Below are 12,800 nucleotides of genomic sequence, written 5' to 3'. Positions count from 1 at the left end.
TATTTTCCTTCGTGCCCTCTGTGTAGCGAAGCGGCTTCGTGGTAAATAGCTTCTTTCTGACTTTTCAATAGCCACAAAAAAAGCGATCAATGATCGCTTTTTTAAATGTAACTGAATTGGCAGCAACTATTTATTAATATCAACTAAGGTAAAGTCCATTATACAAACGTCACCAAATTTAACCGTAGACTTAGCACCAACTAACACTTCATGCACCCCAGTGATAGCACCAGAACAACATAAAGAGCCAGCAGGTAATGTAATACCGCGCTCAGCACAACAATCAATCATGAAAGCTAATGCAGCCATTGGGCCATTTAAAATACCATCGGTAGGAGCAGTATTAATTAGTTGGTCATTAATAGTAACGCTCGTTTGCATGTTAGCAATGCTATTTTTCCAATCACTAATAGCGCTGCCCACTACCACACCGTATTGGTTACCAATATCTGCAATGATTGCCGTTGGACCATAACTATTTAGGTCAACAACCGGGCTACTTGCAATTTCGATACCTGCGTAAACACCCTTAACAAGATGCTCAACACCGTCTGCAGTATTAATGCTACCTGGAGCGATATCTTGATTAATCTCAATCACTAACTCAGCTTCAATAGCAATAAAACCACCAGCAAACACTGGTAATTCAAACATTTCACCTGTTGCTTGTTGCTCATTTAAAGGCACGTGTACATTTTTAAATATAGGACCAATAATACGCTCAGCACCCATTTTTTCACGTAGTTCAGATGGAACCATACCTACTTTCCAGCCAACAATCGGTTGCTCAGAAGCACTAACTGAACCATCCTGAACAACATACGCTTCTTCTAATGTACTTGGGATAGGGCCAGGAAAACGATCTAAAATACGAACATCTTTACGAGCACTAGAAAGTGCGTGTGCTAGTTCACTGATTTGCTCACTAGTTAAAGGGGTAGCTGACATAAAATACTCTCACAATAGTTTCATAAATTTATGGTGATGGCGGCAACAAGTAAGTGCAAACTTGAGCCCTGAAAAATCAGTATAAACGTCCTATAACAGCAAACAAAGGGATAATTAGCTGTTTAACTAGGATTTTGATTGAGATCTAAGGTTCAATTACTTATGAGAAAAAGAGTGATAATTAAACAGGTAAAAGGAATCATTTAGATAGGTTGTGCAAGGAGCGATTCGATTTTAAGTCATTTAATGAATTAGATTGAAAATTCTACTCAGCGACAGGTCAATTTATAAAAAAGATCTAATACCTGAATTTTATAGTTCATATTCATTTCACACTTTGTTACATTATAACAAAACAAAGTTGTTATGTTGTAACAAAGTAATAATTTAATGCTAAAACATTATCGGTGGAAAGAACATGATTAATCTAACTAATTTACGCTTTGCTTGGCAGAAAAAAGACATTATTAATATTAAAGCATTAAACATTAATAAAGGCCAACACCTCTTTATTGAAGGTCCGAGTGGCAGTGGTAAAAGTACATTATTAAATTTATTAGGCGGAGTGTTAACACCACAAAGTGGCGATGTAAGTATTCTGGGACAATCTTTAAATGCGCTATCTTCCAGTCAAAAAGACAGTTTTAGAGCCAATCATATCGGCTTCATATTCCAACAGTTTAATTTGATCCCTTATTTAAGTGTGTTAGATAACATCACTTTACCTTGCACCTTCTCAAAAGCCCGAAAAGAAAAAGCGTTAAAGCACAGTAAAAGCTTAAATGAAGAAGCCATTCGTTTATTAGCCGCGCTGGGTTTAGACGATTCAGAATTATTACAGCGCAGTGTTAATGAACTGAGTGTTGGACAACAACAACGAGTGGCCGCGGCCAGGGCTATGTTAGGAAGCCCTGAAATAATTATTGCTGATGAACCCACCTCTGCATTGGACAGTGATCATCGCCAAGGTTTTATTAAAATACTATTTGAAGAGTGTCAAAAAGAGAATATTACCCTTATTTTTGTCAGCCACGATGCCGATTTAAAACATCACTTTACGCATAGCATTAATTTACAACAGCTCAATCAGGTTAACTTCAAGGAATCGATATAATGGCGATTTTATCATTAGCATTCAAAAGCTTACTTAACCGTAAACTGACCTTTTTTATTACTCTTTTTTCTATCGCAATCAGCGTCACTTTATTGCTAGGTGTTCAAACCTTAAAAACAGAAACGAACAATAGCTTCATGAAAAGTATTTCTGGTACTGATTTAATTATTGGTTCTCGAGGCGCTTCTTCACAATTATTATTGAGCTCAGTTTTTCATATTGGTAATACTACCAATACCATTAAATATGATACTTACCAGACAATTAGTAAGTCCCCTGCAGTCGAGTGGGCTGTGCCAATTTCATTAGGTGACTCTCATCATGGCTATACCGTAATGGCTACCGATTTGAGTTTCTTCGATTATTTTAGTTATGCGAATAAACAACATTTAAAGGTTGAATCAGGAAAAATAGATGATGATATGTTTGCCGTTGTTATTGGTTCAGAAGTCGCTAAAAAATTAAATTATAAAATTGGTGATGAAGTTATCGTCACACATGGCGGTGGTGAAATAGAAGGACATCATCATGACAATATTCCTTACTTCATCAGTGCAATTCTCTCCCCTTCTTTTACCGCTATAGACCAGTCTCTTATTATTTCATTGGAAGCAATGGAAGCAATGCATACCGATAACCACGGTCATTTTGGTGCTTTACCTGGTGAAACCCTATTAGCTTCTGGTCATACTGATCACGATGGACATGACCACGAAGATGTAAATCATGAAGAACATCATGATGAAGCTACTCACGATGAGCATGACCACGAAGATGCAAATCATCAAGAACATGACCATGAAAAACATCATGGTGAAGCTACTCACGATGAACATGACCATGAAAAACATCATGGTGAAGCTACTCACGATGAACATGACCACGAAGATGCAAATCATCAAGAACATGACCATGAAAAACATAATGGTGAAGCCACTCACGATGAACATGACCATGAAGATGCAAATCATCAAGAACATCATGATAAAGCGACTAATGAAAGTCATCGTGATACACAGGAACAACGTGTTGCTAGGTTATTAAAGATAAAACCAGAGAATATTAATGCAATCTTTGTCGGTTTAACATCCCCACAAGCCGTATTAGGCATGCAGAATTATGTTAATAACTTTCAAGCAGAGCCATTATCAGCGATTATTCCTGCGTTAGCATTACAAGAGCTATGGCAATTTTTTAGTCTCGCAGAAATGGCGTTAAACATCGTAACGGTGTTTGTTGTATTAGTAGGCTTATTAGGTATGTTAAGTATTATTCTAATGAGTTTAAATGAACGTCGTCGAGAAATGGCCATCTTACGCTCAGTGGGCGCGAGACCAGGTCATATCTTTGGTTTGATTATTGGTGAAGCCGGTTTTGTATGTTTTGCAGGGATAGTACTCGGTGTCGCATTGCTTTATTTATTACTTGCGGTGTTACAAGCCCCCCTTGCCTCTTATTATGGGTTTTATATTGACATCAATATGCTAACGTCTAATGATCTACTTATTTTAACTGTAATCCAAGGTAGTGCTTTATTGATTGCACTTATCCCTGGCTGGCTGATCTACAAATATTCATTATCAGATGGAATGAGCATTAAATTTTAGGAATAAGCATGAAAAAATTTTTATTAATACCATTTTTAATCATCTTAACGTCTATGGTTCAGGCCCAACCGATGCAGATCGGTTGGCAAGACTTGCAGGGAAAAGTTGAACCTTATCAAGACCCTTTTGCTGCTTTAACAGATGATCAACTTTTTAATCTATCTGTTTATGGCCGTATTACAGAGATGCAAACCTTATATCCTTCATATGAGATAACTGATGCAATGCTCAAAGAAGCTGAAGAAGCTAAAGCTCAGTTAATAAAAGAAAATATTAATATTGAGTATATGTTTGAACAGCGCGATATTATTATGAAAAAGCGCCAAAAAGCAGCTCTAATTACTAATGACTTGTTAGCCAATAGAGAAATACAAATGTCTGGTTATATGTTGGCGCTTGAGTTTGATAATGGGACCGTATCGGAGTTTTTACTGGTTCCTACCATTGGGGCTTGCTCACACAAACCAGTGCCTCCGGCGAACCAACTAATATTCGTAAAAGCAGCAACTCCTGTTAATGCGGGATCTCCTTATATGCCAATAAAAATAACGGGCACGCTACGAGTCACACCGGAAGTTAAAGATCTTTATTTAGTTGATGGTAAAAAACAAGTGCGTATGGCTTATAGTATAGAAGATGCCATCGTAGAACCATTTATTGCAACGCATTAAATTTGGTAACAAGTTAACACTCAAAACCGTGGCGGAGTAACTGCCACGGTTTTGAAACAATTGAGATTCCGATTAGCAACTAATAGCAAATTTAATAACGAGTCAGTAACTAATTTAACCTAAGCTAATCTAGCCTAGTTACACTAAACCCCTTACCTTTTAATTTACTTAAATCAACCATCACATTTTGACTGCCTACACCATGTACATTACATTGTGCACTCACCACTACCTGCATCAATCCTTTAGGCAACTTGATATTGCATAAACTGCGTGTAAAAGGCTGTTCGTTATCATGGGGATGTGCCAGCTCTCGAATAGCCAATACATTGCCTTTTAAGTCAGTTATTTTCCAAGCATCTGCATAATGCTGCCAACCTTGGTCGTTATGCCTCACTTTAGTATTAAAGCACCAACTGTCATCTTTGCTCTGAATAGCATTTACATTTATAACTTGTGCAAATTCAAGTGATGAGGAAAAAGGATCCAATGGCGTTTCAGCTGCAAATACCACAGAAGTAAAAAGCCCTAGTACCAATAATTTTTTCATTCCTCCTCCCATCAATATGTCGTTTTTATATGCTAACGGCAAATAATGCTGGCTGTGCATTAATTAAGCAATTAGCAATTAGCAATTAAGGCATTAAACCAGTTACTGGCCGCTCATCTACAGGTTAATCATTATTAATCCTAAAAAATAAAGTTAGCATAAAATTGGATTTTTTTTAAAAAGATAAGATCTTTAAAAACAACATCTACGTATACAACATATATAAAACATAACAGAGCGAACGATAGCACAATTGCACCCAGCAGCGAGCTACAGAATATTTACCCTGACATTCTTGATCTATTAGGTTCGATTTACTAAATATGAATAGGCAGATGGCCATCAATACAAGTTTTTGAGGAGAAATTTATCACTTTTAAATATTTTGACAGCAGTGATTTCAAAGCTATGCCAGATAGGGATAGAGCGCGGTTTATTAATAGCTTATCCGGCTTTAAAAGTGCCAACCTAATAGCAACACAAAATGCTGATGGTAACAGCAATGTGGCTATCTTTAGTTCAGTTGTTCATCTCGGAGCATCGCCCGCATTAGTTGGCTTTGTCATGCGCCCTGACAACAATGATAGGCACACATTAGATAACATTATCAATACCTCTGAGTATACGATCAACCAAGTATCCGCTGATTTCTATCAACAAGCACATCAAACCTCTGCTCGTTATACTAAACATCAAAGTGAGTTTGAAGCAACGGGGTTATCGACACATTTTATCGATCCTATAAAAGCACCTTTTGTGGAAGAGAGTGTTTTAAAATATGCCGTTGAGTTAAAGGAAATAATCCCCATCCCACTCAATAACACACAGTTTATTATTGGTGAGATAAAGCTAGTTGTCTGTGCTCATGATGCGATTCAAGAAGATGGTTATATTGATATCGAACAACTACATACTACGTCGATATCTGGATTGGATAGCTATCATACTAGTCAGCGTCTATCTCGCTTAAGCTACGCTAAACCCCAAAAAAACAGTCGTAAATTAAGTGTCAACGGTGAACCGTTATGAACGATATAAACAAGGCTGAAAGGGTAAACAATAGCAAAAAAGCAGATAAGGGGATTGAAAAAACATCAACTTCCTTAGGTTACTTAGGGTTATTACCCTTCTGTATTTGTTTATTGCTTAGCCAAATAGTAAATGACAAGCAACTAGAACCTCACTATTTGATTGTTTTGATACAACAAGCTTTTGTTTTTTATAGCGCCATTATATTGAGTTTTATGTCCGGCACGTTATGGCAAAAGCAAGCATCGAAAAGACAGGTTAAGTTACAAGTACTCAGTAATATATTTTGTTTAATTGCCTTCGCTTGTTTATTACTACCTGCTTTTCATGCGTTAATTATTTTGCCTATCGCTTATGCAGGGCTGCTGTTGGCAGAATACTTACTCCGTTTTCAACAACAAATAACATTAACAGCAAGCTATATAAAAATGAGGCTAATACTGACACTGTTCGTTGTTTTATCACATATTAGTGCACTTCAATTATGGTATTAACAACAGGCTATAATGGAAGAATAATAAGGATCATAATATGAGTTCGAAAAAATTAACCATTTTTTACGATGGGAGATGCCCATTATGTAGTTTAGAAATGCAAAGATTAAAACAACAAGATCTGACTGATCAAATCAGTTTAGAAGACCTACATCAGGATCATTTTGCAGCCCGCTTTCCTCATATTAACGTGACGAAGGCACTGGCTATTTTACATGGTGAATATCAAGGTAAGCTATTACTAGGTTTAGAAGTTACACACCGAGCTTGGACACTAGTAGGAAAAGGGACACTCGTCGCTCCCTTGCAATGGCCGGTTATAAAGCAAGTCGCTAATGCATCTTACTTAATACTCGCTAAATATCGTTATCCTATTTCTAGCTTTATACATCGTCGCTTTGGAATAGGTATCAATACATGCGAACAAGGAACCTGTTATGAAAGACCAAACAACACTAATCATCGGCGCTAACAGTGATATTGCAAAAGCGCTTGCAGTTGAAGTGATAAAAACCGAACAGTCCCACTTAATGGTGATCACCCGTGATAGTCACTTTTATCAACAGGAGCAGTTTAACAATAGTGATATTTTCTTAGTGGCCGATTATCAAGAGTCGACGATACAAAAAATAGTCACAGACTTAAATAAACAACTTACGGCACCATTATCACAGGTATTTATTTGTCATGGTTTATTACATAGTGAGCAAGTGACGCCTGAAAAACGCTTACAATCATTAACAGAAAATGCATTTAATGAAGTGATGACAGCCAATGCGCTGACTCCTATGTTATGGATAAAAAATTTAATCCCAACCTTTAAACACAGGTTGAACCAAAAACAAGCCTGCAAAACCGTTGTATTTAGCGCTCGCGTTGGCAGTATCAGTGACAATCAAATAGGTGGTTGGTATAGCTATCGCGCATCAAAAGCAGCATTAAACATGTTAATCAAATCCGCGGCGGTGGAATTCTCAAGAACGGTTAAAAACGTTAAATTAATCTCTTTTCACCCAGGGACAACGGATACTCCGCTTTCTAAACCTTTCCAAAAAAATGTGCCTGAACATAAATTATTTAGCAGTGAGTTTGTTGCATTACAACTTCTAGAAATAGTGAAAAATACTAACATCGATGGCGAAGCAAGCTTTGTTGATTGGCAAGGTAAAACAATCCCTTGGTAACTACGACAAGTGATCATCAACCACTTGCTTTAACGTTCGCTACTGAAGTTCTCTATAAAGAAGAAGGAATTATTCATGTTGCTAAATTTAAAGAGTATCTACTACTCCTTGTCAAAACTGTCCACCACAATTGCCCCCATTGAAGCAGGCATCGTAATCACAATAATGCGTTTAATAGCGATCAATGGGTCATCGAAGAACGGCAACTTATTTAAGCAAAAGAGCACTAATGCGACCACTAAAGCCGTCATAATATAAGCAATGATAATACGTGAAACAAAAACTAACTTTCTAGATTGTATATCTTTTTGGAAAACACTTTCATAGGTATATAGTGTTAAAAATATAACGGATAAGGTTAATAACATTAACAGGTTAGTATGAGGTAAAGTTTCACCTAAGCGCCACGCTTCTTCAGAAAAAGAGATCGGAACAGCTAGTGCAAATGCACCTACAAATATCTGACTCGCATCTTCAAAATTAAAGCTAAATTTCATATATTTCCTAAATAACCTTAATCAACAATTAATAAAGATAGTATTTTTTGAGTATTGATAGAGCATGCAGAACACTCAATTGCTCATTATTCCTTTGCATTCGATTCTTATACTCAGTGACTTCCACTTACTTTTTTATCGATTAAACCATAAGGTAAAGCACTAAAAATATTAGGCTGTTGGGTGATCGTTGGCGCGGCATGTACTCCTTTCCAATCAAGCAACATAATCGCTAAGACATTACGATGCTCCCCTTTTTTCAAATCAACTCCTCCCGTCACAGAAGGCACTAAACCCTGCTCGCGATTTAATGATTGCTGAATAACTTTTCTCGTTTTTAATACCACCGGATCATCATCCAAACCAGCCAATAAAAAGTTAATGCCAACCTCGGCAATAACATCTTCTTTTGCTCGAGCAATAATAATATCAATATTATCGCGATAGTAATCAAATACCCATTGGTAATCTTCTTCCCTAACAGAGTGTTGATAATAAGCAGATGCAGCGAAGATAATATGTGTTAATCCGTAAATTTTATTGCCAAATTGCTGTTCTGATAAACTGCTATCCATCGCATCAGGATACACCCTTCTAAAGCTGCTAATAAACTCCTCAACAACATCCTGCTCGCCCAGTTGTCGTAACCAGTACACTTGATTGGCTAGCTGCGCAGCCCAAGCTTTGATCATAGCCTCATTGGTTGCATATTTAGTAAAATCATAACGGCGAATAATTTGTTTTAATCTATTATTCTCAAGGTGCTGTAATCCATACTCATTCGCACGGGCCATTGACCCCAGTAAATCAACACCTAAATAAAGGTACTCTGGCATCTCCTTAGTAATTTGATAACGTAACTGACTACGCTCGCTTTCCTCATCCAAATAACCTTTAATGCGCTTCTCTGCATACTTACTGATCTGCTCCTGTGTATGTACTTCGTTAGCAAAATAATTTAATCGACTAGCAACGCGCGCCATGTCCGACCATATCGCAGCAGCATATTTATTATCAAGCGTTTGTCGGTACATTCTCAAACCATAATGACCAGACTTAAAAGCAGGCAAAGTATATAAACGTGCTTCATAGGTACTACGAATCAAAGCGGCATCTTGTTCAAAACTAGGATGAAGGTTAATAACTTGTTGAGATAATTGATTTTGAATATCAACAGCGGGTGTTTTGGTAGAGAGTAGTGACTCTGAACTATATACATTTACGGTAACGAGCAAAGAGATAAGAATAGAACTGGTAATATGTAAAAATCTCATACAATTTCCTTTTTGTCTTAGCTAATCAGTATTTAAATAATCGATTAACCAAGCTAATTTAAAAATACGATGACTGCGCAAGCTCTATAAAAAAACAAAGACCATTAAACGATTAATGGTCTTTCAATACAGGATAACTTATGTGTCTACGATACTATTTTTATAATAAAATATAGCTTAGCGATTGAACATAATTGCAGTTCTTAACCAGCCCAAAGCAATAATGCCATAATTTGTGGCGATAAAATCCGCAAACACATTACTAAAGGATAAACTGTGGCATAAGCAAGCGCTGAAGCACCGCTAGTTGGGTGCAAACCATTAGCAAAAGCCAATGCAGGAGGATCGGTCATTGAACCAGCTAACATACCACATATAGTTAAATAGTTTATTTTAGCGAATATGCGCGCAATAAACCCCACCACAATAAGTGGAATAAACGTAATGGCAATACCGTAGCACATCCAAATTAGGCCATCACCTTCGACCAAAGTGTGCACAAACCCACCACCTGATTTAAGGCCAACTACCGCGAGAAAAAGTACAATACCAATTTCACGTAACGCAAGATTAGCACTCGGAGGCATAAACCAATACAATTTACCAATACTACCAATTCTAGCGAGGATCAGAGCAACGACCAGTGGTCCACCTGCTAGACCTAATTTCAATGCCACAGGAAATCCAGGAATAGTAATAGGAATAGAACCAACCAGCATACCTAGGCCAATACCAATAAACACCGGCAACATTTGTACTTGTTGTAACTTTTGCTCTGCATTCCCTACCACAGCACCTACCGCATCGATTGCATCTTGTCGCCCTACTAGATTTAAAATATCACCGAACTGTAACGAGGTTGAGCTACTTGGCACTAACTCAATACCACTTCGATGGAGTCGAGAAATAACCACATCATAAGTTTCAATTAAATTTAACTCTCTAATCGTTTTATTTAATACTTCATCAGCAGTCACCACTACGCGCACTGAACGTAAATTGGTACCCTTTGTCGAAAGAGATGTATCGACCACTTCACCAATTATAATACGTGCCTCATTGACCGATGCTACATCTCCAACTAGATGTAATAAATCCCCCATTTTTACGATGCTACTAGCCATTGGCACGAGCAGTTCACCATTATGTTTTAAACGAGAGCAAACGACTCGACCACTATTAATGACGGGTATGTCTTTAATCATTAAGCCGTCTAAATTTGTATTATGCAGTTCGACGTTAAGAGAGGCTAAGTTAGAACTTTTCTTTCCTGAATTATCATCAAAAGAGTCAGCTTCATCATTAATATTTATTCGGAAAAACCACCGAATAATCCACATAGTGAATAAAATACCGCAGATACCAAAAGGATAGGCAATCGCATACCCCATCCCAGTTTGCTCCAACAAATCAGCACTCACTCCAAGCTCTCCCATGATTTGCTGACCAGCCCCTAATGAAGGAGTATTAGTCACGGCACCGGAGAAAATACCTAGAATAATCGGCAATGGCACATCAAATATTTTGTACAATAGAGCTGTCACAATGCAACTCAGCAGAACCAATAAAGCGGCAAAACCATTTAATCGCATTCCAGAACTGCGCAGAGAAGCAAAGAAACCAGGACCTACTTGAATACCAATGGTATAAACAAACAGAATTAGACCAAACTCTTGAATGAAATGTAACGTATGCATATCGAGTTCAATACCATACTGAGTGGAAAAGTGACCAACAAAAATACCGCCAAAAAGCACGCCGCCAATACCTAAACCAACACCATAAACTTTCCAACTTCCTATCCATAAGCCGAGCACTGCAACCAGTGACAACATACTAATAGATAGTGCGATCTCACTCATAAAAACTCCTTTAATAAATAATAGCCAACCCGATAAAAATGGGTTCATTTAAACAAGTTGGAATCAATGAACAGAGTGAAAAGAGTGAAAAGCTAATTGATAAAAGTTATCGTTAAAAAGTAAGCAATGCCAATCAAATCAAACTAATAGGTAGCTATAATAGGTCTATTATTAATCATAATTAGCTATCTAAATCACACTTACTTAGTGCTATTTGCAAAGGGAATAAATAGATATCAAAAACAAAGGTCAGATCTCATAATTGGTTTTTCATTAAATCAATAACAGACAACGTATTAATTGTTCATATATTGAATAAAAAACTTCAAGCACGTTGCGCTTAGGTCGTTCATTAAACGATGTTCGTTTCTACCTATCACAATGAAGGAGGCCACTGCATAGCGCTTTGTTTTCTCCCGTATTCAAATAGGGCATAGCGAACAAAAGCCCTAAACGAAAAAATCCCTGCTGACATAATACCAATTCCTATAAAAATGTGATCTAATTAAGCTTCTTATCAAGGAGGCAATATGAGCGATAATCTTGCAGAATTAATCAATACGGAAACCAATGCCAGACAACGACTAAAATTGTTGGCGGTCTCGCACTTCTTAGAAGGTAAAAATAGAACTGAGATTGCTATTTTTTTAAAAGTAAGCCGTAGAAGTGTCAACATTTGGATTAAATCTTACCTCGATTTCGGATTAAAAGGTTTGGAAGTAAAGCCTCGCAGTGGCAGACCTCATAGACTCAGCCCTGAGCAACTTGCTAACATAAAACAATATGTTATTGATAATGCAATTAAATCAAAAGGCGGCCGTTTACAGGGAAAGGATATACAAGAATATATTCAAACAACGTTTGGGGTTACCTATCAAAAAACCAACATTTATCATTTACTACACAAATTAAACCTAAGCTGGATAACGACACGCTCTAAACACCCAAAGCAATCAGAAGAAGCACAAGTCTCTTTTAAAAAAATTCCAAATAAAAACGATCCTTAAGATCCCTGGGCATGTTCATTTAAAAGATGTCTGTATTTGGTTTCAAGATGAGGCTAGATTTGGTCAACGCAATACAACGACTAGGATATGGGCAGAAAAAGGGACCAGACCGAGGGCCGTTCGGCAGCAGCAATTTGAGTATGCTTATTTATTTGGTGCGGTCTGTATCAATACAGGTCAAACCGAAGCATTGGTGATGCCTTTCAGTAACAGTGAAGTGATGAAGGCGCATTTACGCTTAATTTCTGATGCAACCCCGAAGGGAAAACATGCTGTCGTAATAATGGATCGAGCTAGTTGGCATCAATCGTATTTAGCGGAAGAGTTTACTAATCTAACTATTATTCACCTTCCTCCCTATTCCCCTGAGTTAAATTCAATCGAGCAAGTTTGGCAATGGATGCGAAACAATGAAATCGCAAACAGGTGCTTTGACGGTTATAACGATATTGTCAATAAATGTTGTGATGCTTGGAATCGCTTCAGTGAAGACAAAAATAGAGTCATCTCACAATGTTATAGAGACTGGACTAATCTGGAAACTTAATTATCGGAATTGGTAT

13 protein-coding genes are annotated in these 12,800 nt (G+C 37.3%); 8 read left to right on the top strand and 5 right to left on the bottom strand.

What is annotated here, in order from left to right; all coding sequences use genetic code 11:
• Positions 1-126 precede the first annotated feature (126 nt).
• Positions 127-948 (bottom strand): 2-keto-4-pentenoate hydratase, encoded by an 822-nt coding sequence (locus H592_RS21830; RefSeq protein ID WP_028868404.1) that lies wholly within the window; start codon positions 946-948, stop codon positions 127-129.
• Positions 949-1,366: 418 nt separating this feature from the next.
• Between H592_RS21830 and H592_RS0108510 the strand changes: the two genes are divergently transcribed.
• From H592_RS0108510 to H592_RS0108500, 3 genes are read left to right on the top strand one after another with little or no spacing between them, the layout of a single operon-like run.
• On the top strand, positions 1,367-2,062 hold the full coding sequence (locus H592_RS0108510) for an ABC transporter ATP-binding protein (RefSeq protein ID WP_037071351.1): 696 nt from the start codon (positions 1,367-1,369) through the stop codon (positions 2,060-2,062).
• The gene (locus H592_RS23240; RefSeq protein ID WP_028868402.1) at positions 2,062-3,669 is read left to right on the top strand and encodes an FtsX-like permease family protein; all 1,608 of its coding nucleotides are present in this window, start codon (positions 2,062-2,064) and stop codon (positions 3,667-3,669) included. Before H592_RS0108510 ends, H592_RS23240 begins: the two co-directional genes overlap by 1 nt.
• Before the next feature lie 8 nt (positions 3,670-3,677).
• Positions 3,678-4,340, top strand: coding sequence for a DUF3299 domain-containing protein (locus tag H592_RS0108500; protein WP_028868401.1), 663 nt, complete (start codon positions 3,678-3,680; stop codon positions 4,338-4,340).
• Between the two features lie 124 nt (positions 4,341-4,464).
• On the opposite strand, the gene H592_RS0108495 is transcribed toward H592_RS0108500, so the two are convergent.
• Positions 4,465-4,890, bottom strand: a complete 426-nt coding sequence (locus H592_RS0108495) for a hypothetical protein (protein WP_028868400.1) — start codon at positions 4,888-4,890, stop codon at positions 4,465-4,467.
• A 408-nt stretch (positions 4,891-5,298) separates the two neighbouring features.
• Here H592_RS0108495 and H592_RS0108490 point away from each other — a divergent pair, with 408 nt between their 5' ends.
• The 4 genes from H592_RS0108490 to H592_RS0108475 are packed head-to-tail and all read left to right on the top strand — an operon-like array spanning position 5,299 to position 7,597.
• Positions 5,299-5,919 (top strand): flavin reductase family protein, encoded by a 621-nt coding sequence (locus H592_RS0108490; protein WP_028868399.1) that lies wholly within the window; start codon positions 5,299-5,301, stop codon positions 5,917-5,919.
• Entirely contained in the window at positions 5,916-6,413 is a 498-nt protein-coding gene (locus H592_RS0108485) for a DUF3429 domain-containing protein (RefSeq protein ID WP_051369092.1), read from the top strand. The genes H592_RS0108490 and H592_RS0108485 overlap by 4 nt, the downstream gene beginning before the upstream one ends.
• 37 nt (positions 6,414-6,450) lie before the next feature.
• The gene (locus tag H592_RS0108480) at positions 6,451-6,885 is read left to right on the top strand and encodes a thiol-disulfide oxidoreductase DCC family protein (RefSeq protein ID WP_028868397.1); all 435 of its coding nucleotides are present in this window, start codon (positions 6,451-6,453) and stop codon (positions 6,883-6,885) included.
• Positions 6,851-7,597, top strand: coding sequence for an SDR family NAD(P)-dependent oxidoreductase (locus tag H592_RS0108475; RefSeq protein WP_028868396.1), 747 nt, complete (start codon positions 6,851-6,853; stop codon positions 7,595-7,597). The genes H592_RS0108480 and H592_RS0108475 overlap by 35 nt, the downstream gene beginning before the upstream one ends.
• 101 nt (positions 7,598-7,698) lie before the next feature.
• Here H592_RS0108475 and H592_RS0108470 read toward each other — a convergent pair whose 3' ends face one another.
• From H592_RS0108470 to H592_RS0108460, 3 genes are all read right to left on the bottom strand, one after another.
• Complete coding sequence (locus H592_RS0108470) at positions 7,699-8,094, bottom strand: DUF2391 family protein (RefSeq protein ID WP_028868395.1); 396 nt, start codon at positions 8,092-8,094, stop codon at positions 7,699-7,701.
• A gap of 113 nt (positions 8,095-8,207) precedes the next feature.
• Complete coding sequence (locus H592_RS0108465; RefSeq protein WP_028868394.1) at positions 8,208-9,368, bottom strand: DUF3541 domain-containing protein; 1,161 nt, start codon at positions 9,366-9,368, stop codon at positions 8,208-8,210.
• 203 nt (positions 9,369-9,571) lie between these two features.
• Positions 9,572-11,230 carry a putative transporter gene (locus H592_RS0108460; protein WP_028868393.1) on the bottom strand — a complete coding sequence of 553 codons (1,659 nt, stop codon included), beginning with the start codon at positions 11,228-11,230 and terminating at the stop codon, positions 9,572-9,574.
• Positions 11,231-11,760: 530 nt separating this feature from the next.
• Between H592_RS0108460 and H592_RS23590 the strand changes: the two genes are divergently transcribed.
• Positions 11,761-12,784 (top strand): IS630 family transposase gene (locus H592_RS23590; RefSeq protein ID WP_425414383.1). Its coding sequence is split into 2 segments (ribosomal slippage): positions 11,761-12,215 and positions 12,214-12,784, totalling 1,026 coding nucleotides; the frame shifts between segments, so codons are not numbered across the junction.
• Positions 12,785-12,800 lie beyond the last annotated feature (16 nt).

The organism is Psychromonas arctica DSM 14288 (assembly GCF_000482725.1).
In the GTDB taxonomy this organism is placed as follows: domain Bacteria; phylum Pseudomonadota; class Gammaproteobacteria; order Enterobacterales; family Psychromonadaceae; genus Psychromonas; species Psychromonas arctica.
The sequence above is the reverse complement of the archived record's forward strand: the minus strand, read 5'-3'. Positions and strand labels throughout refer to the sequence as shown.